Source organism: Streptomyces sp. BE20, from assembly GCF_036322525.1.
Classification (GTDB): Bacteria; Actinomycetota; Actinomycetes; order Streptomycetales; family Streptomycetaceae; genus Kitasatospora.
Genome location: NZ_JAQYWW010000683.1, coordinates 56,976 through 77,916, shown reverse-complemented (window position 1 = coordinate 77,916; position 20,941 = coordinate 56,976). Strand labels below are relative to the sequence as shown.

Genomic DNA, 20,941 nt, shown 5'->3' with positions numbered 1-20,941 from the left:
CGGTGGCTCAGCCCGGCAGGACGAAGCCCGACTCGTACGCCGCGATCACCGCCTGGGTGCGGTCCCGGGCGCCCAGCTTGGCGAGCACGCTGCCGACGTGCGTCTTGACCGTCTCCTGGCTGACGACGAGCTTCGCGGCGATCTCGCCGTTGTTGAGCCCGGCCGCCATCAGCCGCAGCACCTGGCCCTCCCGCTCGGTGAGCCGCCCGATCGGTCCGCGGTCCCACTCCGTGGGCTTGTCGGCCGAGCCGTACCGGAGGGCCAGCTCGCGCACGGCCGCCGGGAAGAGCAGCGAGTCGCCGCGCGCGATCAGCCGCACCGCCTGCACCATCTCCTCCGCGCGGGCCCGCTTCAGCAGGAACCCGGCGGCGCCCGCCCGCAGCGCGTCGTAGACGTGGTCGTCGTGTTCGAAGGTGGTGACGACCAGGATCCTGGGCGGGTCGGCCATGCCGCCGACCAGCTGCTCGGTGGCCCGGATGCCGTCGATGCCGGGCATCCGGACGTCCATCAGCACCACGTCCGGGCGTAGCCGGCGCACCAGCGGCACGACCTCGGCGCCGTCGGCGGCCTCGCCGACCACGGTGAGGTCCGGCTCGGCGTCGATCACCACCCGCAGGCCCGTCCGGACCAGCCGCTCGTCGTCGGCGATCACCACCCGGACGGTGCCGCCCGCCGGATCGCCGGTGCCCCCGGTGCCCTCGGTGACTGCGGTGTTCACGGCGCCTCCGGTGCTCGCAACGTTCATCGCTCTCCTCCTGCCGGCAGCCAGACGGCCAGCCGCCACGTCGTCCCGTCGTCCGCCGGCCCGGCCTCGCAGCCGCCGCGCAGTGCCGCCGCCCGCTCGCCGATCCCGCGCAGCCCGCGGCCGCCGCCGGGGCGGCTGGGCCGGGCCGGGCCGACCGGGTTGGTCAGTTCGATCTCCAGCCGCCCGCCGACCGGTCCGACCCGCAGCCGTGCGGGCGCGGGGCCGGCGTGCCGGAGCACGTTGGTGAGGCCCTCCTGGACGATCCGGTACGCCTCGCGGGAGAACGCGGCCGGCAGCCGGTCCAGGCCGGGGGAGAGCTCGGCATCGACCGTCAGCCCGGTGCGGGCCAACTGGCGCAGCAGGTCGTCCAGCCCGGCGAGCGTGGGCCCGGCGGGCCCGGCCTCCGCACTGTCCCCCTCCCGCAGCAGGCCCAGGACGGCGTCCAGTTCGGCGACCGCGCCGCGCGCGGTCTCCTCGTTGGCCGCCAGCGCCTCGGCGGCGAAGTCCGGGTCGGTCCGCAGGACCCGGGCGGCGGCCGAGGCCTGGATGCCCACGGCGCTGAGCGCGTGCCCGACCGAGTCGTGCAGCTCGCGGGCCAGCCGGTTGCGCTGGGCGAGGACGGTGGCGCGCCGTTCGGCGGCGGCCACGCGTTCGTCCGGGGTCGGGCCGAGCAGGACGGGCGCCCAGCGGGCGAGCAGCGCGCCGAGGCCCGCGCTGGTGGAGACGATCAGGGCGAGCAGTGCGAGGCCCGTCAGCGGGCCGGGCAGCCAGCCGGGGAAGCCGCGGTCCTCCCAGAACCGGACCAGCTCCTCCAGCCCGGTGGGGGAGAACAGCAGCACCATCGCGAACGGTGCCCCGGCCAGCGTCATGCCGCTGACGACGCCGCCGAACAGCACGTGCAGGACGTACCAGGCGGCGGTCCGCCGCCGGGCCGCCCAGGACCGGGCCGGGCCGGTGACCACCTCGTCCGGGCGGGCCGGCGTGCAGAGCGCCCGCGCGGCGGCGCCCTCCAGGGCCCGGGCGATCGGCACCAGCGCGGTGACGGCGGCCATCGGGAGCGACAGGCCCAGGGCGGCGAAGTGGAGCAGGAGCCGGCGCAGCGGACCGTTGCGCTGGTCGAGGCTGCCCAGGACGACGGCCGAGAGCATCCAGTACGGCATCAGCAGCGCGCCGCCCAGGACCAGGTGCACCCAGCGCAGCCGGGCCCGCCGCCCGAACAGCGCACCCGCCGCCCGCCGTACCGCCGCGCCCCTGCCGGCGCCCGCGGCGGTGCCCGTCCCCGGTCGCTTCCCCGCGCCCGCCTCCGCGTCCGTCCCCGTGCTCGCCCCCGTGATCACGGCGCAGACTCTACGTCAGCAGTACGGGAGCGGCCGAGGTCCGGCGCCTTCCGTGCGGTCCCCCGGAGCGCCGCCGCGCGTTCGACCAGGGCGATCGCGCCGACCGTCAGCACCAGCAGGCCGGTCACCACCTGCGCCGACTCCACCAGCGGGAGCAGCCCGGGCACGGCCCGGCCGAGCCCGGGCACCTCGGTGGTCGTCCCGAACGCCACCAGCTGCCACGACCCCCAGCCGAAGATCGACCCGGCCGCCGTCCAGGCCACCGCCAGTGGCACCCGCAGCCGCCACCCGGGCCGGATCCGGAACACCAGGAGGAGCAGCGCGACCGCCGCCGCTACGGCCGCCGCGGCGGTCACCCCGTCCATCACCGCGACGCCCCGGCTGTGCTGCTGCCGCCACTCCAGCGGCAGCCCGGCGTGCCCGCCGAAGGCCCAGTAGAGGCGGGCCGAGGCCACCCCGGCGGCGAGCGGCGCGGCCACGCAGGCGAACGTCCGCTGGACGGTGAGGGTGGGGGAGCGGGGCAGGTCGCCGATCCGGTCGTGCAGCAGCCCGGCCCAGCGCTGCCGCGCGTACAGCAGGAACCCGGTGATCAGGGCCAGGCCCTGGACGGCGAACCCGCCGTACACCACGGGGAAGATCCAGCCGCTCGGCCCGTCGTCGGCACCGGCGGCGGGCTCCTCGGGGCCGAGCACCACGGTGGTGAGCAGGAAGAGCGGCAGCGCCACCAGGATCGTGCCGAGCAGCCCGGTGGCCACCCACATCGGGAAGGCCAGCAGCCCGGCCGGGGCCCGCCGGCCCCACGGCCGGACGAAGGACAGCGCGAGCACCACGGCGATCGCGTCCATGCCGAAGGTGAGCAGGTTGACCAGCCACAGGTCGTCCATGGCGTCGGCGTCACCGGCCCCGACCGGGTGGCCGGTGAGCCAGAGCAGTTTGAGGGCGAGGTACGGCAGGGTCGCGGCGACGGCCACCACGGCCGCCGCGGCGCGTACCCGGCCGACGGGCGGGGCGGCGGGGGCCGGGGCCGGACGGAGCGCGGTCGTCGAGGTCATGCGGCCACGCTCCCGCGCGGGGGACCGCCGGCGCGTCCTCCGTGAACGGGATCCGCCTCCCCCGCCAGGGGGATCCGGCGGGGAGGGCACGGTTCCGGGGAAGGAGCGGGAGGTGCGGGGCGGCCCCGGGCCGACTCCGGTCCGACCGGCGTGCGGCACCGGGCGGGGCGGGTCCGAAGGTCTTGTTACCGACGGGTCGCTTCCCTATCATCGCGGGTGTGACAGCTTTACTGTCAGACCTCGGAGGGGCAGGGGCGCCCATGCGTGACGGTGGTGTGCGGGGGAACGGCGGCCCGCTGGCCGGGGTCCGCGTGGTCGAACTCGCGGGGATCGGCCCCGGCCCCTTCGCCGCCATGCTGCTGGGCGATCTCGGCGCCGACGTGGTCCGGGTGGACCGCCCGGAGCCCTCGCCGCTCGGCATCGAGCCGGCGTACGACGTCGCCAACCGCAACAAGCGCTCGGTGGTGGTCGACCTCAAGTCCGCCGACGGGCCCGCGCGGGTGCTCGACCTGGCCGCCCGGGCCGACCTGCTGATCGAGGGCTACCGCCCCGGCGTCGCCGAACGCCTCGGCGTCGGGCCCGAGGACTGCCACGCCCGCAACCCGGCGCTGGTGTACGGCCGGATGACCGGCTGGGGGCAGCAGGGGCCGCTGGCCGCCCGGGCCGGCCACGACATCGGGTACACCGCGGTGGCCGGGGTGCTCGGCCTGGTCGGCCGGGCGGGCGGCGACGCGGACGAGCCGCCCGCCGTCCCCGCCAACCTCCTCGGCGACTACGCCGGCGGCTCGCTCTACCTGGTCGTCGGCCTGCTCGCCGCGCTCCACCACGCCCGCGCGACCGGCGCCGGCCAGGTCGTCGACGCCGCGATCGTCGACGGAGCCGCCCACCTCACCGCCGTCCTCCAGGGCCTGCTCGCCGCCGGCCGGTGGCAGGACCGGCGGGGCACCAACCTGCTCGACGGCGGCGCCCCGTTCTACGCCGTCTACCAGGCCGCCGACGGCGGCCACCTCGCGGTCGGTGCGCTGGAACCGCAGTTCTACGCCGAGTTCGCGCGACTGCTTGAGCTCGGCCCGGACGCGCCCGGCCAGTGGGAGACCGACCGCTGGCCCGAGCTGCGGGCCCGCATCGCCACCCGGTTCGCGAGCCGCACCCGGGCCGCGTGGGAGGCCGTCTTCACCGACTCCGACGCCTGCGTGGAACCGGTCCTGACGATGCGTCAGGCAGCCTCGCACGCACACCTGGTGAGCCGCTCCACCTACGTCGAGGTGGACGGCGTCACCCAGCCCGCGCCCGCCCCGCGGTTCTCCGCCACCCCGGGGGCGCTGCGCCGCCCGCCCGCCCGTCCGGGCGCCGACACCGCCGAGGTCGCCCGCGACTGGGGCGTGCCCTCCCTGGCGGCCGGGCCCCCGGGCGCCGGCTGACGGCTCGCCCCTTCCCCGGCCCCCGCCCGGCCGCCACCCCCTCGACCCTTCCCCCCAAGGAGCCCACCGTGCAACGTGATCTCTTCACCGAGGAGCACGAGGACTTCCGGGCGACCGTCCGGTCCTTCCTCGCCAAGGAGGTGCAGCCGCACTACGACCGCTGGGAGAAGGCCGGCATCGTCGACCGCGCGGCCTGGCTGGCCGCCGGCCGCCAGGGCCTGCTCGGGCTCGCCGTCCCCGCGGAGTACGGCGGCGGGGGCACCGCCGACTTCCGCTACGCCGCCGTGCTCGCCGAGGAGTTCGCCCGGGCCGGCGCCTCCGGACTGGCGCTCGGCCTGCACAACGACATCATCGGCCCGTACCTCACCTCGCTCGCCACCGAGGAGCAGAAGCGCCGCTGGCTGCCCGGCTTCTGCAGCGGCGAGCTGATCACCGCCGTCGCGATGACCGAGCCCGGGACCGGGTCGGACCTCCAGGGCATCCGCACCCGGGCGGTCGACGAGGGCGACCACTACCTGCTCAACGGCGCCAAGACCTTCATCTCCAACGGCATCCTCGCCGACCTGGTGGTCGTGGTCGCCCGCACCACCCCCGAGGGCGGCTCGCGCGGCCTCAGCCTGCTGGTGGTCGAGCGAGGGATGCCGGGCTTCGAGCGCGGTCGCAACCTCGACAAGATCGGCCAGAAGGCCCAGGACACCGCCGAGTTGTTCTTCCAGGACGTCCGCGTCCCCAAGGGGAACCTGCTCGGCGAGCTGAACGGGGGCTTCGTCCACCTGATGCAGAACCTCGCCCAGGAGCGGCTCACCATCGCGGCCGCCGCGATCGCCGGCGCCGAGTACCTGGTCGAGATCACCACGGAGTACGTCAAGCGGCGCGAGGCCTTCGGCCGGCCGCTGGCCAAGCTCCAGCACGTCCGCTTCGAGATCGCCGAACTGGCCACCGAGTGCGCGGTCACCCGGGCCTTCGTCGACCGCTGCATCACCGAGCACAACCGCTACGCGCTCACTCCGGCCGACGCCTCGATGGCCAAGTGGTGGGCGACCGAACTGCAGAAGCGGACCGCCGACCGATGCCTCCAACTCCACGGCGGGTACGGGTACATGACCGAGTACCCGGTCGCCCGGGCGTTCACCGACGGCCGTATCCAGACCATCTACGGCGGGACCACCGAGATCATGAAGGAGATCGTCGGCCGCTCCCTCCTCGGCTGACCGCGCCCGCCCGCCCGCCCCGCCGCCGGCCGCCCGCTCGTCCGCCCGACCGTCCGCCCGACCGTCCGCCCCTCGCTCCGACCGGCTTCCGACCGCCCGGACACCCGTGCAACCCTCCGCGTCTGAAAGGCTCCTCACCGTGACCACCGAAGCGTACGTCTACGACGCGATCCGCACCCCGCGCGGCCGGGGCAAGGCCGGCGGCTCGCTGCACGGCACCAAGCCGATCGACCTCGTCGTCGGCCTGATCCACGAACTGCGCCGCCGCTTCCCCGACCTGGACCCGGCGGCGGTCGACGACATCGTGCTCGGTGTGGTCAGCCCGATCGGCGACCAGGGCTCCGACATCGCCCGCATCGCCGCCATCGCGGCCGGCCTGCCCGACACCGTGGCCGGCGTCCAGGAGAACCGCTTCTGCGCCTCCGGTCTCGAAGCCGTCAACCTGGCCGCCGCCAAGGTCCGTTCGGGATGGGAGGACCTCGTCCTGGCCGGCGGCGTCGAGTCGATGTCCCGGGTCAGGATGGGCTCCGACGGCGGTGCCTGGGCGATGGACCCGATGACCAACTACGAGGGCTACTTCGTCCCGCAGGGCGTCGGCGCCGACCTGATCGCCACCATCGAGGGCCTCTCCCGCACCGACGTCGACGCCTTCGCCGCCGAGTCCCAGGCCCGGGCGGCCAAGGCCCAGGCCGACGGCCTCTTCGACCGCTCGGTCGTCCCGGTGCGCGACCGCAACGGCCTGCTCGTCCTGGAGCGCGACGAGTTCATCCGCCCCGGCACCACCGTCGAGACGCTGGCCGGACTCAAGCCCTCCTTCGCCACCATCGGCGAGGCAGGCGGCTTCGACGCCGTCGCCCTGCAGAAGTACCACTGGGTGGAGGCCGTCGACCACGTCCACCACGCCGGCAACTCCTCCGGCATCGTGGACGGCGCGGCCCTCGTCGCCATCGGCAACCGCGGGATCGGCGAGCGGTACGGGCTGCGCCCGCGCGCCCGGATCGTCTCCGCCGCCGTCTCCGGCTCCGAGCCGACCATCATGCTCACCGGTCCGGCCCCCGCCACCCGCAAGGCGCTCGCCAAGGCCGGACTGACCGCCGCCGACATCGACCTGGTCGAGATCAACGAGGCCTTCGCCGCCGTCGCCCTGCGGTTCATCCGCGAGATGGGCTTCTCGCCCGAGCAGGTGAACGTCAACGGCGGCGCGATCGCCCTCGGCCACCCGCTCGGGGCCACCGGCGCGATGATCCTCGGCACCCTGATCGACGAGCTGGAGCGGCGCGACCTCCGCTACGGCCTGGCCACCCTCTGCGTGGGCGGCGGTATGGGCATCGCCACCGTCGTCGAGCGCATCTGACCCCCCCTCCTGGAGACGTAGATCCCATGTCTGACACCACCATCCGCTGGGAGCAGGACCAGGACGGCGTGGTCACCCTCGTCCTCGACGACCCCACCCAGTCCGTCAACACCATGAACGAGGCCTTCACGGCCGACTTCGAGGCAACCGTCGCCCGGCTGGCCGGCCTCGGCGAGGAACTGCGCGGCGTCGTCGTCACCTCCGCCAAGAAGACCTTCTTCGCGGGCGGCGACCTCAAGCTGCTCTCCGTCGCCCGCCCCGAGGACGCCGCCGCCGTCTTCGAGAAGTCGATGCGCATCAAACGCGCCCTGCGTGCCCTGGAGACCCTGGGCAAGCCGGTGGTCGCCGCGATCAACGGCAGTGCGCTCGGCGGGGGCCTGGAACTCGCCCTCGCCTGTCACCACCGGATCGCCCTGAACACGCCCGCCAGCCGGATCGGCCTGCCCGAGGTCACCCTCGGCCTGCTGCCCGGCGGTGGCGGAGTCGTCCGCACGGTACGGCTGTTCGGCATCACCGACGCGCTGCTCAAGGTGCTGCTGCAGGGCCGCCAGTACCGGCCGGCACAGGCGCTCGACAACGGGCTGGTCCACGAACTCGTGGAGACCCCGGAGGAGTTGACCGCCCGGGCGCGTGCCTGGATCGAGGCGAACCCGACCGCCGTCCAGCCCTGGGACGTCAAGGGGTACCGGATCCCCGGCGGTACGCCCAGCACCCCGGCGCTCGCCGCCAACCTGCCCGCGTTCCCGTCCAACCTGCGCAAGCAACTGGCCGGCGCCCCCTACCCGGCGCCGCGCAACGTGCTCGCCGCCGCCGTCGAGGGCGCCCAGGTGGACATCGACACGGCCATGGTCATCGAGGCCCGCTACTTCACCGAGCTGGCCTGCGGACAGACCAGCAAGAACATGATCCAGGCCCTGTTCTTCGACATGCAGGCGGTCAACTCCGGTGCCGGTCGGCCGGATTCCTTCGAGAAGCGGACGGTCCGCAAGGTCGCCGTCCTCGGCGCCGGCATGATGGGCGCGGGCATCGCCCACGCCTGCGCCAAGGCCGGCCTCCAGGTGCTGCTCAAGGACGTCACCGTCGAGGCCGCGGAGCGCGGCAAGGCCTACTCCGAGGGCCTGTCGGCGAAGGCGGTGGCCCGCGGTCGCACCACCGCGGCGCAGCGCGACGAACTGCTCGCCCGGATCACGCCCACCGCCGAGGCCGCCGACCTGGCCGGCTGCGACGCGGTGATCGAGGCCGTCTTCGAGAACCCCGAGCTGAAGCACAAGGTGTTCCAGGAGATCGAGGGCGTCGTCGCCCCGGACGCGCTGCTCTGCTCCAACACCTCCACGCTGCCGATCGGGCTGCTCGCCGAGGGCGTCGAGCGCACCGCCAACTTCATCGGCCTGCACTTCTTCTCGCCGGTCGACAGGATGCGGCTGGTGGAGATCATCCGCGGCCCGCAGACCGGGGACGAGGCGCTGGCCCGCGCCTTCGACCTGGTCCGGCAGATCGACCGGACGCCGATCGTGGTCAACGACTCGCGCGGCTTCTTCACCTCCCGGGTGATCGGCCAGTTCCTCAACGAGGGCGTGGCGATGGTCGGTGAGGGCGTCGACCCGGCCACGGTCGAACAGGCCGCCGCCCAGGCCGGCTACCCCGCCAAGGTGCTGTCACTGCTCGACGAGCTGACCCTCACCCTGCCGCGGAAGATCCGTGACGAGTACCGGCGGTCCGTCGAGGCGGCCGGCGGCGAGTGGACCGCCCACCCCGCCGACGCGGTGGTGGACCGGATGGTCGACGAGTTCGGCCGCCCCGGCCGCAGCGGCGGCGCCGGCTTCTACGAGTACGGCGAGGACGGGAGGCGCGGCCGGCTCTGGCCGGGTCTGCGCGAGCACTTCACCCGGGCCTCGGTGGAGGTCCCCTTCGAGGACCTCAAGGAGCGGATGCTGTTCAGCGAGGCGCTGGACTCGGTCCGCTGCCTGGAGGAGGGCGTGCTCACCTCCGTCGCCGACGCCAACGTCGGCTCCATCCTCGGCATCGGCTTCCCGGCGTGGACGGGTGGCGTCCTCCAGTACGTCAACGGCTACCCGGGCGGACCGGCCGGCTTCGCGGCCCGCGCCCGCGAACTCGCCGCCGTGTACGGCGAGCGGTTCGCGCCGCCGGCCCTGCTGGAGCGGATCGCCGCCGAAGGCCGCACGTTCAAGGACTGACTAACCGTCAGCTGGGCGAGGCCCCGTCCTCCGCGGCCTCGCCCAGCTCCTCCCGGAGCGACCGCTGGAACGCCGTCACCAGCGCCTGCGCCACCATCGGCCGGATGTGGCCCGTGAGCGCCTTCATCCGCTCCACCTCGTCCGGAGCCGGCTCGCTCTCCCGGTACGGCCGCCACACCGTCTCCCGGAACAGCCGCTGCAACTCCCGCGCCGTCGCCCGGCTGTGCTCCAGCACCACCGCGCGCGCGGCCTGCAGCGTCTCCAGGGGGATCGGCACGTCCAGGATCCGCACGCCCAGCGGCAGCAGTCCCGGGTCCACCCGGAACACGTCCGGGTCCGCCGTCCGCTCCAGCGCCCCCATCGCGGCCAGCCGGTCCACCTGCTCCTCGGACAGTCCCCGCCCGGCCCGCCGCTCCAGCTGCACCCGGCCCACCTCCTCCGGCGTCTCCGGCGTCCACGACGCCACCAGCGCCCGGTGGATCGCCAGGTCCAGCGGGGTCGAGTCGTGCGGCAGCCGTCCCAGGTACCGCTCGATCGCGGCCAGGGTCAGGCCCTGCCGCTGCAACTCCTCGATCAGCCCCAGCCGGTCCAGGTGCTCCGCCCCGTACCACCCGACCCGCCGGGCCCCCAGCACCGGCGGCGGCAGCAGCCCCTTCGTCCCGTAGAACCGCACCGTCCGGACGGTCACCCCCGCCCGCGCCGCCAACTCGTCGACCGTCAGCCGCACGTCCACCCCCGCCTCCCGCTCCGCGCCCGGCGCAGCCCGCACCGTCTCTGTGACACCGCGAGTGTGACACCGCTGTGCCACCCGGTCCACTGCCGCCGCCCGCCGCCCCGGGCGCCCCCGGGCGCCCCGGCCGCCCGGGGAGCCCGGGTACGGCGCCGGGCCCGCGCTCCGTGGGGAGTGCGGGCCCGGCGGTCGTGGCAGCGGTGGTGCGTCGACGGCGGACGGCCGCGTCGGCGTCAGCGGGTGGCGGTGTCGACGAGGTCGGGGTGGTGGCGGCGGGTGACCTCGGGGTGGGCCCTCGTGTATCCCTTCCACTCGTTGAAGCCGAAGTCGGCGTAGAGCGGGTTGGCCGGGTCCTGGGTGGCGCCCGGGGCGTGGTGGGCGAGGGGGAAGTCCAGCGGTTCGACGTGGGCGTCGAGCCGGGGGTTGTAGAAGAAGGGGACGGAGAAGCGCTCGCGGGCGCCGGCCGGGCTGACCACGCGGTGGCTGGTGGCCTTGAGGTAGCCGTCGGTGGCGACCTCCAGCAGCTCGCCGAGGTTGACCACGAAGGCGCCCTCCATGGGCGGGACCTCCAGGAAGCTGCCGTCCGAGCGCTCCACCTGGAGACCGCCGACGGTGTCCTGGAGGAGGAGGGTGATGAAGCCGTAGTCCTTGTGCGCGCCGACGCCCTGGCCGGCGCCGTCGGGAGCGGTGCCCGGGTAGCGGACCAGCTTCAGCCGCAGGTGCGGGTGGCCGGCGAAGGCGTGCTCGTAGAAGTCGGGGCGGGCGCCGATCGCGGTGAGCAGTTCGTGCAGCAGCCGGCGGGCGACGTCGCCGAGCCGGTCGATCCAGCCGAGGGCGGCGGTCCGTAGCTCCGGGAGTGCCTCGGGCCACTGGTTGGGGCCCTCCAGCCACCAGTAGGCGGGCTCGCCCGGGGCGGGGACGTGCGGGGGCAGCTCGGCGCCGATGTCGAGCTGGTCGCGCCAGTCCTGGCTGCCGCCGGTGCGCTCGTCGCCGGTCCGGGTGTAGCCGCGGTAGTGCGGGGAGTTGAGGTTGGCGACGGCGAGGCGGTCGGCCTCGGGGAGGGCGAAGAAGGCCCGCATGGCGGCGGTCAGGGCGGCTGTCTCGTCCGCGGGGACGCCGTGGCCGACGAGCTGGAAGAAGCCGACGTCGGTGGCGGCGGCGCGGAGCTCGTCGTGCAGCCGGGTGCGGTCCTCGGGGCTGCCGCCGGCGAGCGAGAGGTCGATCACCGGGAGGCTGTCCAGCAGGGCGGGTGCCTTTCCGGGGGCGGTCCCGGATGCGGTCGCTGCGGTCGTCGCGGTCGTGGCGACGGTCGTGGCGACGGTCGCGGCCGCGGCCGCGGTCTCGTGCTCGACGGAGGGGGTGGTGGGGTGCTGCTGCGTCATGGGTGACATCCGCTGGGTCTCGTCCCGACCCGTTCCGGTGGTGACCGGGTACGCCGGGGACGCGCCTGGTGCGGCGGGTGTGCCCGGGGGTCGGGGAGGGGGAACGGCCGGCAGGGGCCGCGCTGAGGGTGGGAAGGTGCGAGGTTCAGCTGGAGCGTCGACAGGACATGCTGGTCACGCGGAGCAGGTCCACGTGGCGACGGCGAACGAGTATGAGCACGTCACCAGCCTAGATCAAGGGTTCGAGGAGCGGAGAAGGGCCCGTGGCGCCGGGGGGTCCGGGCCAGAACATGTCATAGCCATGACGAGATGGTGCTCTCGTGGTGGACGGCAGGCAAGAGGGCGGGAAAGGGGTACGGGCAGCGGGCGCGGGACGGGCGGGCGCGGAGGGGCCCCGTCCGCCCGTCCCGCGCCCGCCCCGCCGGTCAGGCCGGCAGCGTCGCCGCGTACGCCTCGATCGCGTCCCGCTGGTACGCGGCCAGGCCCGGCACGATCGCCTCGTACGCCGCCCGCCACGGCTCGTTCTCCACGCAGGCCCGGCCCATCGCGCGGAACTCCTCCACCGGCACCGGCCGGATCCCGGTCAGCGCCCGGTGCTGCGCCTCGATCTCCGCCCGCACCGGCCCGTCGTCGACGGGCCGGCCGGCGACCATCAGCTCGGCCAGCCGGACCATCTGCGCGGTGCGCAGCCGCTGGCCGGCCTCGACCTCCTGCGGACTCATCGCGGCGGTGACGCGCCCGGCGGCCTCGGCGAGCTCCGGGAACTCGCGCAGACCCTCCTCGTAGTCGGTGGGCCGGACTCCCTCGAAGAGGTTCTCCGGCCGGTTGATCTCGGTCATCGGCGTGCCGTCCTTCCTGGATCGCTCCAGTTCGGTGATCGTGCGGGAGACGGTCCCGGCCAGCGCGTCGAGCCGGTCCCGCTCGGCGAGCAGTCGCCGGTGGTGGCCGCGCAGGGCCTCCAGCTCGTCCACCTGGGTGGCCAGGATCCGGCCGATCTCGGAGAGCCCCAGCCCCAGCGCCCGCAGCACGAGGATCTGCTGGAGTCGCAACAGGTCCCGCTCCTCGTAGTAGCGGTGGCCGTTGGGGCCGATCCGCGCGGGCGGCAGCAGCTCGATCTCGTCGTAGTGCCGCAGCGTCCGGGCGGTCACGCCGGACATTCGGGCGACGTCGGCGATGGGCCAGGCGGCCATGCGTTCTCCCTCACGTGTCCCACCGGGCCGGTCGGTCCGGCCCCGGTCAGGACGGTAGGGGCTTCCGTTGCGGCAACCGCAAGTCCCGGCGCGGCCTCCGGCTCGCCCGGCGGGCCCGCCCGTGACGGATCCCACCCTGCCGCTCGGGTGGCGGAGGGGGCGGCCGGGCCCCCGGCCGCCGCGTCGTACGCCCCACCGGCCCTGCCGGTCGGGGGGAATGGTGCCGCTCACGGGTGCTCGCTCTCTGCTGCCGGTCGGTCGGCCGGGCGGGGCATCCATCCTGACGCCTGCCCGGGCGCGGCTGATCAGTCGGAGTCGGCGTTCGACTCGTCGCGCGGGCGGAGCCGATGGCCCCGTGCCGCCCGGACCGCCTTGTTCTGGCGGCGTCGCGATCCCTCCTCGTCGCCGTCCTCGGTCGAGTAGCGGGCGATCTCGGCCTGTGCGGCGGCCTCGGTGGCGCGCTCGGGGGCGGCCGGGGGCGGGGTGGTACGTCGGAAGAACGGCACGGATCCTCGATGGGTCAGCGGTGGATGGTGGAGATGATCAGGAGCGTGGCGAGGACCAACACCCCGGCGCCCGAAACGGCGTAGGCCGCTCTCGCCCGCGCGGGGTCCGGTAGCCCCCACCGGCAGCGGTCCGAGGTATCGCGGTACTCGCCCTGGCCGTCGTCGATCACCGGGCCGGGGCCCGCCCGGGGCATCCGGGGTGACCGGAGATCAGTTCACGCCGCGCGTCGACCGTGCGGTGCAGGGGCCCGCGCGTGCAGGCCCGGGAGTGAAGGCACGTCCCCGTGGTCTCTGGCAGGGGAACTCCGGTCCCGCCCGCGATGCTCACCGGGCCCCGCCGACTGCGTGGAAACGCTGCTGCTCCAGCTTCTGTCGAGTCTCCCAGAGCCGGCGGCTCCGGGTCAGCATCTCCTCGACACCCTGGAGCGCCTTCTCCCAGGCAGGGCCTGATGGGGCGAAGAACCCGGTAGGGGTGGCGTCGGTGTCGATGGTGAGGTTGCTCATCGCTGTCGTCACGGGCCCAGCATCGGCATCCCCGCAGACCGACACCAGGGCCACGGTGGGTACCCACGATGGAGCCGTGTCAGGACGTTGAGCAGAGCTACGCTGCTGCCACCATCGACCCCGGGAGGCCCCCGTGCCCGCACCGGAACCACTGCCCGGACGCCTGCTCGGCGACCCCGCGTTCGCCAGCGCGTGCGCCAACCGCGAGATCAGCATCCTCTTCCAGCACGCGAAGAGGGCAGGCATCGGCCCCGCGCAGATCGCCCGCCGCACCGGGCTCACGACCAGCCGTGTCACCGAGATCATGACCGGCGGTCGGGCCGTGTCCAGTATGGACGTGATCGAGCGCATCGCCGACGGTCTGCGCATCCCCGGCCGCATGCTCGGCCTCGCCGACCGCCCGTGGGAGTCGGCTCCCGAGCCGACCTCCTACCGCCCCTCCGCCGTACCCGAGACCTGGGAAGTCCTCGACATGCTGTCCCGCTCCACTGCCTCCGACGCCGCACTCGGCCATCTGGAGGCCGCGGTCGCCGATGTCGCCTACCGCTACCCGGCCACCCCGCCCGCCGAGTCGGTGCCCGCACTTCAACGCCAACTCGTCGGCGTGCACGACATGCTCGCTCGTCCGCAGGCCCTCGCCGCGCGGCGCCGGGGTGTGCGGATACTGGCGGCAGTCTCCGGCCTCCTCGGCCTCGCCCACCACGACCTCGGCGACCGTGGCCGCAGCGACGCGCACTTCCACCTCGCCACCGTCGCTGCCAGCGAGGGGGAGGCAGGCGACCTGACCGCCTGGCTCCTGACCATGCAGAGCATCGTCGAGTACACCGCAGGACGGCGCGGCACTGCCGCCGCCCTCCTCCAGCAGGCCGCCGCCCACGCCGAGACTGCTGCCCCGCGACGTCGGGCGTGGGTCACCGCCAACCTGGCCAGGGTCCTCGCCGCTCACGGGGACCGCTCCGAGGCGCTGGCCGTGCTCGACCAGGCTGCCCACCACCTAGACCTCGCCGACAGCGAGCCCCCCGGTGGCCTCGACTTCTTCACCGCCCCGCGCCTCGACGGCCTCGCCGGCGAGACACACTCCCATCTCGGCGAGCATGAGGCGGCCGGCCGCCTGCTCGAAGCCGCACTCGGTCGGCGGGACGCCGCCGACACCAAAGGGCGCGCCGTCCTCACGCTCGACCTTGCCGGGGTACGGCTCGCTCAGGGCGATCTTCACGCAGCGTGTGAGACCGCGCATGCAGCCCTCGATGTCGCGGGGGCCACCGTCGTCCAGCCCCTCCTTCTCCGGGCCCGTGCGCTCCAGCAGGCCCTGACCCCATGGGCTGCAGAGAGGCCCGTGCAGGAGCTGACTGCGCGCGTGAGAGAGTCGAACCGCCAGCTCGCACGCGCGTAGGAGGGGACCCGGTGTCGGACTCGGAGTGGCAGGTCTACGGGCAGCGGCAGGTCTACGGCTCGCCGTGGGTAGAGCTGTGGCTCGCCGATGTCGAGGTGCCCGGCGTCGGCCGGATCGACCACCACGTCGTCCGGATGCCCCGGGCCTCCACCACCGCAGTCGTCACCGACGAGGACGGCCGGTTCCTGTTGATCCACCGGCACCGCTTCATCACCGGCCGTTGGGGCTGGGAAGTGCCGGCAGGCTGGGCCGACCCCGGTGAGGAGCCGGCCGCAGCCATCGCCCGCGAGGTCGAGGAAGAGACCGGGTGGCGTCCCGGCCGGATCGAGCTGATGACCGAGTACGACGCCATGGCAGGCATCTCGGATGCCCACTTCCGCTCCTACCACGTCACCGGCTGCACGCGGATCGGCGAGCCGACCGACATCTCCGAGGCAGCCCGGGTGGAGTGGCTGACCGAGGCCGAGGTGGTCGACCTGCTGACGAGCCGGGAGGTCTCCGACGGCCCCTCGCACGCCGCGCTCTCCTACTACCTAGGCCCGCACCGGCTCGCGAGGAGATCGAGGCCGTACTGAAGGGCTGACCCCGGACACGCCGTCGGCGGCGACCGGAATGGTCAGCCGGGTGCGGGCGGTCAGCGTGGTGCTCGTGCTTCCCGCGGAGTCGCTCGTACGGATCGCGCCGGACATCCGGGCGACGTCGGCGATGGGCCAGGCGGCCATGCGTTCTCCCTCACGTGTCCCACCGGGCCGGTCGGTCCGGCCCCGGTCAGGACGGTAGGGGCTTCCGTTGCGGCAACCGCAAGTCCCGGCGCGGCCTCCGGCGCGCCCGGCGGGCCCGCCCGTGACGGATCCCACCCTGCCGCTCGGGTGGCGGAGGGTGCGGCCGGGGGCGGGGTGGTACGTCGGAAGAACGGCACGGATCCTCGATGGGTCAGCGGTGGATGGTGGAGATGATCAGGAGCGTGGCGAGGCCGTCACGTGTCCGGGTGGTCGGCGGTCGGCAGCGCAGGACGAGCGCGGTGAAGGCGGTGAGGTCCGCCAGCCACGGACCCCGGACCCAAGCCCGGCACACCGGGCAGATCCCCAGCTCCTCCCGCGACTCGGTCGAGGGTGGGGTACCGCCCGTGAGGCTCACTGTCTGGGTCCCTCGGCGGTGATCTGCACGGTGCACCCGGCGTGGTCGACGATCCAGTAGTCGACCAGGTCGCGCGCGCCGTCCTGCTGACCGTGGCCGTACTGCAGGCAGCGGCGGCAGACGCCGCACGTCCCCCGCTCCGCCTCCGGCTGCTCGGGCGACGAGATGGTGCGCTCGGTCACGGCTCCTCCTGAGGGGTGGAGCGACAGGTGGGGTGTGCGACGACCGCCCAGCCGAGCGGGGCCGTGGCGGGTCCGGTCTGTACGTAGCGGTGCCCGTCCGGTATCAGGTCGCCCTGGTCGCCACCGCAGCAGATACACGCGCGACGCTGGCGTTGGGCCTCGGTGAACGGAGCGGGGGGCGGCGGGTACGTCGTCGTCACACCGGAATGGTCGGCTCACCTGATGGGACGTCATACCGCGGTTGCGGGACGTTCGGGACGTTTCGCTGGTACACCTTGATTCGTCCCCACCGTGAGAGGCGAGTCCATGAGTAGTCCCCTTCGCGACGCACTGACCCGTGCTGGAATGACCGAGTCTCAGCTCGCTCGGGTGTGCGGAGTCGACCCCAAGACGGTCGGTCGTTGGATCTCCAATCCGACGCGCGAGCCCCATGCCCGGCACCGCGCGGCGGCCAGCCGGGTCCTCGGCGAGGAGGAGATCGTGCTCTGGCCGTCCGTTCAGCAGCTCGTGAAGTCGGGCCCGGACCGCGAGCTCGTCCAGATGTACCCGTACCGGTCGGCGGCGCCGGCCACGCTGTGGCGTCAGCTGATAAGGGGTGCTACCCGCGAGCTGACGTTCGCCGGGTACACCAACTACTTCCTGTGGCTGGAACACGCCAACTTCGGGGCCCTGCTCCGCCAGAAGACGGAGCAGGGCGTCCGCGTCCGCTTCATCCTCGGCGAACCCGGCCACCCGATCACCCGGCAACGCGAGCTGGAGGAGGACGTCCCCCTCACTCTGTCCACCCGGATCGAGGTCACCCTCTCCGAGCTGGCCAAGCTGAGGGACACCAGCATCGCGGCGCGGTACGAGACTGGGCACGTCAGCCTGTCCGTCTTTCGCTTCGACACCGACATGATCGTCACCCCGCTGCTTCCCGGTAGGACCGGCCACGACGCCCCGATGATGCACCTCCGGCGCGCCCAGGACGACGGAGTATTCGACCGCTTCGCCGGGCACACGGAGGAGTTGTGGGCCAAGGGCCGCGACGTGTGGACGATCCCGACGACGACGGAGGCTGCTCATGCCCAGGCGTGATTACGAGGACGACCCGAACGCCCCCAAGGCCAACAGCCTGGTGCCGGCAGCGAGCGTCGTAGTGGTCGATGACGACGGCCGCGTCCTCCTCCAGCGCCGCACCGACAACGGCATGTGGGCCCTCCCGGGCGGCAAGATGGACCTCGGCGAATCCCTCGCAGGGTGCGGCATCCGCGAGACCCGCGAGGAGACCGGCCTCGATGTCGAGATCACCGGCATCGTCGGCACCTACACCAACCCCGGGCACGTCTTCGCCTACGACGACGGCGAGGTCCGCCAGGAGTTCAGCATCTGCCTCCTCGGCCGCCCGGTCGGTGGCGAGCTGGCAGTCTCGGACGAGTCCCACGAGGTGGCGTGGTTCACCCCGGCCGAGACGGACGCGCTGCCGATGGTGGCGAGCATCCGCAAGCGGCTCTCGGACTGGCGGTCTGGAGCGATCCCGGCCGTGCGCTGACCTGGCCCAGCAGTGACCACACACGACGAAGCGCCCCCGCCCGCCCGGCCGCCCGGCCGTAGCCGAGGGAGGGCGCGGTGCTTCACGGGCGGATGATCGCCAGCGCAGTGACCAGAGCTGTCAGGATCCCCGAGGCGATGCCGACGACCGCCGCCACCACCTGCACCCGCCGCCGGTCCGACTGCCGGACCTCTTCGGCGGCGGCCCGGGCCCACTCGGCGTCGATGATGCGGCGCTCGTGGTCGGTGAGGGTGGCGCCGTGCTCGGCCAGTGTCTGCCCCGTGTGGCGGTCGGACTGTCTCAGCAGGTCCAGCGATCCCTTGATCTCCGCCAGTCCGGTGCTGAACTCGCCGCGCAGCTCTGCCAGGGCAACCGCCATAGTCGTGAGAGGGGCCGGGGTCGGGCTGGTCACTCGCGGACCGCCCGGGTGAGCGCGTCGTCGTCGGGGTCCGGTACGGCGCGCAGCCAACGCGGCAGCAGCTTGTCGACCGCGGGCAGGGACATCACCTTGGTGACGCCGGCGGCTACGGCCAGGCCGACGCCGACACCGGGCGTTGCCTCGGGGATGCCGGATGTCTGGACGATGAGCGACAGCGCAGCCGCGATGCCGAGGCAGGTCTGGACGGTGGTACGGATCGTACGGCGTGTGGAGTCGCGCATCGTCAGTTCCCCTTCGTGGTGACGTTGAGCTGCAGGCCGTCGGCGAGCGCCTGCTCGACTGCGGCGCGCACCTCGTCCTGAGTGGTCTGCGGCAGGGATCGCAGGGCCTGCCCGAGCGGCCCGACGACCCACTTCAGCGGGTGGTCGCCCGGGTCGGCCGGGTCGGGCTTCAGGGCCTGGAGCAGCCAGTACAGGACGGAGTGGGTGTCGAGGTCGCAGGTCGCGTCGAGCTGGCGCCGGACGGCGGCCTCGATGTCGCCGATGGTGATGCCGGCCAAGGGGTCCTCCTCCGGTACGAGCGTCGGGGTGCCCGGCGCCGGGGGCTTGGGGTGGGCGGGGCGGTCGCCCCGGTCACGCCGGACATCCGGGCGACGTCGGCGATGGGCCAGGCGGCCATGCGTTCTCCCTCACGTGTCCCACCGGGCCGGTCGGTCCGGCCCCGGTCAGGACGGTAGGGGCTTCCGTTGCGGCAACCGCAAGCCCCGGCGCGGCCTCCGGCGCGCCCGGCGGGCCCGCCCGTGACGGATCCCACCCTGCCGCTTTCCGTCCGGTTCGAGGCCGTTCCCGTCCACCGGGTGCCCGGTCCTGCTCCGCCAAGGTTTCTTGGCCGAGCCTTGGTCGCGTCTTTGCCTTGCGCCGTCCGGGCGCGCACCCGTCCCTCGCGAGAGTGATCCCACACCAGGGACAGCAGCCTCTCCCCAGCAGGAGCACCGATGAACCGTACGATCCGCACCCGCACCGCCGTCGCCGCAGGCGCCGTCGCCCTCGTGGCCGCCGCGCTGGGCGCGTTCACCGCCGGTGTCGGCGTCGCCCGGGGCGACGGCGAGCAGGACCGTCGCAACAAGGCCGCCCAACGCGAGGTAGCGGCCCTCTTCGACCAGTGGAACGCGACCCTGCAGTCCGGCGACCCGGAGAAGGTCGCCGCCCGCTACGCGGCCGACGCGGTGCTGCTGCCGACCGCCTCGCCGCGGATCCGCACCAACCGGGAGGAGATCGCCGACTACTTCGAGCACTTCCTGCAGAAGAAGCCGTACGGCGAGCGGCTCCGTTCGGTGGTCACCGTCCTGGACGCCGACTCGGCGATCGACGCCGGTCTCTACCGCTTCCACCTCACCGACCCGGGGACCGGGGCGGCCGAGCAGGTCGACGCCCGTTACTCGTACGAGTACGAGAAGCGCGGCGGCAGATGGCTGATCGTCAACCACCACTCGTCGGTGCTCCCGGCCGAGAGCTGACCGGACGCGGCCCGGACACGGCCGGGACGCGGCCCGGATGTGGCCGGGATGAGGTCCGGACGCGGCCCGGCCAGGCCGGTTCCACCGGCCGGCCTGGCCGGAAACCGCCCCCCGCGCGGAAACTCACGAGCCCTCGCCGCCTCCGCTCCGTACCCTCGCGCCAGTGAAGACCCGACCGGACGACATCGACGACCACCGGCTCCGGAGCGGCCTCCGGGCGTTCGGGATCGACGCCGCCGACCTCTCCCACGCGCCGGTCGGCCACGGCGACCACCACTGGACGACGGTCGGCGCCGACGGCCGGCGGTGGTTCGTCACCCTCGCCGACCTCGCCCACAAGAGCCACTGCGGACCCGAGCCGGAGTCGGCGTACAGCGGACTGCGCCAGGCCATGGCCACCGCCCGGGCGCTCCGCCGGCTCGATCTCGTGGTCGCCCCCGAGGCGACGGCCGGCGGCGAGAGCGCGCTCCGGCTCGGAGACCGGTACGCGCTCAGCGTCTTCCCGCACGTCGACGGCGCCACCGGCCACTTCGGCGAAGAGCTTGCCCCGGCCGACCGGGCCCGCCTGGTGGACGCGCTCGCCCGGCTCCACCGCGCCGAGCCGCCCGCCCCGGTGCCGCACCGCCACCCCGGGCTCTCCGCCCGCACCCGCCTCGACGCGGCCCTCGCGGACCGGACCCGGCCGTGGACCGCCGGCCCGTACGGCGAGCGCGCCCGTGAGCTGGTCGCCGACCACACGCCCGGCCTCCGGCGGGCGCTGGACCGGTTCGACCGCCTGGTCGGCGGGCTCGACGGCGCGCTCGTCGTCACCCACGGCGAGCCGCATCCCGGCAACCTGCTGCGCCCGCCCGGCCGCGTGCTGCTGGTCGACTGGGACACCGTCGGGCTGGCCGTTCCCGAGCGCGACCTGTGGTTGGTCGGTGCGGACGCCGACGACCTGGCCCGTTACGCCGAGGCCACCGGCCACACCCCGCGTCCGGCGGCGCTGGCCCTGTACCGGCTGCGCTGGGCGCTGGAGGACGTCGACGCGTACCTGCACTGGTTCCGCTCGCCGCACACCGACAGCGAGGACGCCCGCGACTCCTGGGCCGCCCTGGCCGGCACGGTGCGCGAGCTGGCCGCGTCGGTCTAGCCGAGCCCGGCAACCGGTGCCGCTCCACCTGCTCGCCGCCCCAC

25 protein-coding genes are annotated in these 20,941 nt (G+C 74.1%); 10 read left to right on the top strand and 15 right to left on the bottom strand.

From position 1 onward, the window contains the following. Positions 1–7: 7 nt before the first annotated feature. The 3 genes from PUR61_RS15215 to PUR61_RS15205 are packed head-to-tail and all read right to left on the bottom strand — an operon-like array spanning position 8 to position 3,134. Complete coding sequence (locus PUR61_RS15215; protein ID WP_329879375.1) at positions 8–745, bottom strand: response regulator transcription factor; 738 nt, start codon at positions 743–745, stop codon at positions 8–10. After that, complete coding sequence (locus PUR61_RS15210; protein WP_329879374.1) at positions 742–2,082, bottom strand: sensor histidine kinase; 1,341 nt, start codon at positions 2,080–2,082, stop codon at positions 742–744. The genes PUR61_RS15215 and PUR61_RS15210 overlap by 4 nt, the downstream gene beginning before the upstream one ends. After that, complete coding sequence (locus tag PUR61_RS15205; RefSeq protein WP_329879373.1) at positions 2,079–3,134, bottom strand: hypothetical protein; 1,056 nt, start codon at positions 3,132–3,134, stop codon at positions 2,079–2,081. Before PUR61_RS15205 ends, PUR61_RS15210 begins: the two co-directional genes overlap by 4 nt. 260 nt (positions 3,135–3,394) lie before the next feature. Between PUR61_RS15205 and PUR61_RS15200 the strand changes: the two genes are divergently transcribed. The 4 genes from PUR61_RS15200 to PUR61_RS15185 all read left to right on the top strand — a co-directional run bounded on the left by PUR61_RS15200 (position 3,395) and on the right by PUR61_RS15185 (position 9,315). Further along, positions 3,395–4,555 (top strand): CaiB/BaiF CoA transferase family protein, encoded by a 1,161-nt coding sequence (locus tag PUR61_RS15200; protein ID WP_329879372.1) that lies wholly within the window; start codon positions 3,395–3,397, stop codon positions 4,553–4,555. A gap of 68 nt (positions 4,556–4,623) precedes the next feature. Next, positions 4,624–5,766 (top strand): acyl-CoA dehydrogenase family protein, encoded by a 1,143-nt coding sequence (locus tag PUR61_RS15195; RefSeq protein WP_329879371.1) that lies wholly within the window; start codon positions 4,624–4,626, stop codon positions 5,764–5,766. 139 nt (positions 5,767–5,905) lie between these two features. Next, positions 5,906–7,120, top strand: coding sequence for an acetyl-CoA C-acetyltransferase (locus PUR61_RS15190; protein ID WP_329879370.1), 1,215 nt, complete (start codon positions 5,906–5,908; stop codon positions 7,118–7,120). Between the two features lie 26 nt (positions 7,121–7,146). Continuing rightward, positions 7,147–9,315: a 3-hydroxyacyl-CoA dehydrogenase NAD-binding domain-containing protein gene (locus PUR61_RS15185; protein WP_329879369.1), complete on the top strand. Its 2,169-nt coding sequence runs from the start codon at positions 7,147–7,149 to the stop codon at positions 9,313–9,315. A gap of 7 nt (positions 9,316–9,322) precedes the next feature. Here the strand turns inward: PUR61_RS15185 and PUR61_RS15180 are convergent, their stop codons facing one another. From PUR61_RS15180 to PUR61_RS15160, 5 genes are all read right to left on the bottom strand, one after another. Next, positions 9,323–10,048, bottom strand: coding sequence for a MerR family transcriptional regulator (locus PUR61_RS15180; RefSeq protein WP_329879368.1), 726 nt, complete (start codon positions 10,046–10,048; stop codon positions 9,323–9,325). A 230-nt stretch (positions 10,049–10,278) separates the two neighbouring features. Further along, complete coding sequence (locus PUR61_RS15175) at positions 10,279–11,289, bottom strand: isopenicillin N synthase family dioxygenase (protein WP_329879417.1); 1,011 nt, start codon at positions 11,287–11,289, stop codon at positions 10,279–10,281. 563 nt (positions 11,290–11,852) lie between these two features. Next, positions 11,853–12,617, bottom strand: a complete 765-nt coding sequence (locus PUR61_RS15170) for a MerR family transcriptional regulator (RefSeq protein ID WP_329879367.1) — start codon at positions 12,615–12,617, stop codon at positions 11,853–11,855. Between the two features lie 305 nt (positions 12,618–12,922). Next, entirely contained in the window at positions 12,923–13,123 is a 201-nt protein-coding gene (locus PUR61_RS15165; protein ID WP_329879366.1) for a hypothetical protein, read from the bottom strand. A gap of 324 nt (positions 13,124–13,447) precedes the next feature. Then, positions 13,448–13,639 (bottom strand): hypothetical protein, encoded by a 192-nt coding sequence (locus PUR61_RS15160; protein WP_329879365.1) that lies wholly within the window; start codon positions 13,637–13,639, stop codon positions 13,448–13,450. Between the two features lie 121 nt (positions 13,640–13,760). On the opposite strand from PUR61_RS15160, the gene PUR61_RS15155 reads away from it, so the two are divergent. Continuing rightward, positions 13,761–15,020 (top strand): helix-turn-helix transcriptional regulator, encoded by a 1,260-nt coding sequence (locus PUR61_RS15155; protein ID WP_329879364.1) that lies wholly within the window; start codon positions 13,761–13,763, stop codon positions 15,018–15,020. Positions 15,021–15,031: 11 nt separating this feature from the next. Continuing rightward, on the top strand, positions 15,032–15,595 hold the full coding sequence (locus PUR61_RS15150; RefSeq protein WP_329879363.1) for an NUDIX hydrolase: 564 nt from the start codon (positions 15,032–15,034) through the stop codon (positions 15,593–15,595). Here the strand turns inward: PUR61_RS15150 and PUR61_RS15145 are convergent. The 4 genes from PUR61_RS15145 to PUR61_RS15130 all read right to left on the bottom strand — a co-directional run bounded on the left by PUR61_RS15145 (position 15,554) and on the right by PUR61_RS15130 (position 16,539). After that, entirely contained in the window at positions 15,554–15,742 is a 189-nt protein-coding gene (locus tag PUR61_RS15145) for a hypothetical protein (protein WP_329879362.1), read from the bottom strand. The genes PUR61_RS15150 and PUR61_RS15145 overlap by 42 nt on opposite strands. A 211-nt stretch (positions 15,743–15,953) precedes the next feature. After that, the gene (locus PUR61_RS15140; protein ID WP_329879361.1) at positions 15,954–16,094 is read right to left on the bottom strand and encodes a hypothetical protein; all 141 of its coding nucleotides are present in this window, start codon (positions 16,092–16,094) and stop codon (positions 15,954–15,956) included. A gap of 59 nt (positions 16,095–16,153) precedes the next feature. After that, complete coding sequence (locus PUR61_RS15135; protein ID WP_329879360.1) at positions 16,154–16,339, bottom strand: hypothetical protein; 186 nt, start codon at positions 16,337–16,339, stop codon at positions 16,154–16,156. After that, positions 16,336–16,539 carry a hypothetical protein gene (locus PUR61_RS15130; protein WP_329879359.1) on the bottom strand — a complete coding sequence of 68 codons (204 nt, stop codon included), beginning with the start codon at positions 16,537–16,539 and terminating at the stop codon, positions 16,336–16,338. The genes PUR61_RS15135 and PUR61_RS15130 overlap by 4 nt, the downstream gene beginning before the upstream one ends. A 145-nt stretch (positions 16,540–16,684) precedes the next feature. Between PUR61_RS15130 and PUR61_RS15125 the strand changes: the two genes are divergently transcribed. Both PUR61_RS15125 and PUR61_RS15120 read left to right on the top strand, forming a co-directional pair. Then, on the top strand, positions 16,685–17,416 hold the full coding sequence (locus tag PUR61_RS15125; protein WP_329879358.1) for an XRE family transcriptional regulator: 732 nt from the start codon (positions 16,685–16,687) through the stop codon (positions 17,414–17,416). Beyond that, entirely contained in the window at positions 17,403–17,870 is a 468-nt protein-coding gene (locus tag PUR61_RS15120) for an NUDIX hydrolase (protein ID WP_329879357.1), read from the top strand. The genes PUR61_RS15125 and PUR61_RS15120 overlap by 14 nt, the downstream gene beginning before the upstream one ends. Positions 17,871–17,952: 82 nt before the next feature. Here PUR61_RS15120 and PUR61_RS15115 read toward each other — a convergent pair whose 3' ends face one another. Genes PUR61_RS15115 through PUR61_RS15105 form a run of 3 tightly spaced genes read right to left on the bottom strand, consistent with a single transcriptional unit; the run spans position 17,953 to position 18,808 of the window. Continuing rightward, positions 17,953–18,249, bottom strand: a complete 297-nt coding sequence (locus PUR61_RS15115; protein ID WP_329879356.1) for a hypothetical protein — start codon at positions 18,247–18,249, stop codon at positions 17,953–17,955. A 29-nt stretch (positions 18,250–18,278) separates the two neighbouring features. Further along, the gene (locus PUR61_RS15110) at positions 18,279–18,530 is read right to left on the bottom strand and encodes a hypothetical protein (RefSeq protein ID WP_329879355.1); all 252 of its coding nucleotides are present in this window, start codon (positions 18,528–18,530) and stop codon (positions 18,279–18,281) included. Positions 18,531–18,532: 2 nt separating this feature from the next. Then, positions 18,533–18,808 carry a hypothetical protein gene (locus PUR61_RS15105; RefSeq protein ID WP_329879354.1) on the bottom strand — a complete coding sequence of 92 codons (276 nt, stop codon included), beginning with the start codon at positions 18,806–18,808 and terminating at the stop codon, positions 18,533–18,535. A gap of 435 nt (positions 18,809–19,243) precedes the next feature. On the opposite strand from PUR61_RS15105, the gene PUR61_RS15100 reads away from it, so the two are divergent. Next, positions 19,244–19,765: an SgcJ/EcaC family oxidoreductase gene (locus PUR61_RS15100; RefSeq protein WP_329879353.1), complete on the top strand. Its 522-nt coding sequence runs from the start codon at positions 19,244–19,246 to the stop codon at positions 19,763–19,765. 163 nt (positions 19,766–19,928) lie between these two features. Then, complete coding sequence (locus tag PUR61_RS15095) at positions 19,929–20,897, top strand: aminoglycoside phosphotransferase family protein (RefSeq protein WP_329879352.1); 969 nt, start codon at positions 19,929–19,931, stop codon at positions 20,895–20,897. Positions 20,898–20,941 lie beyond the last annotated feature (44 nt).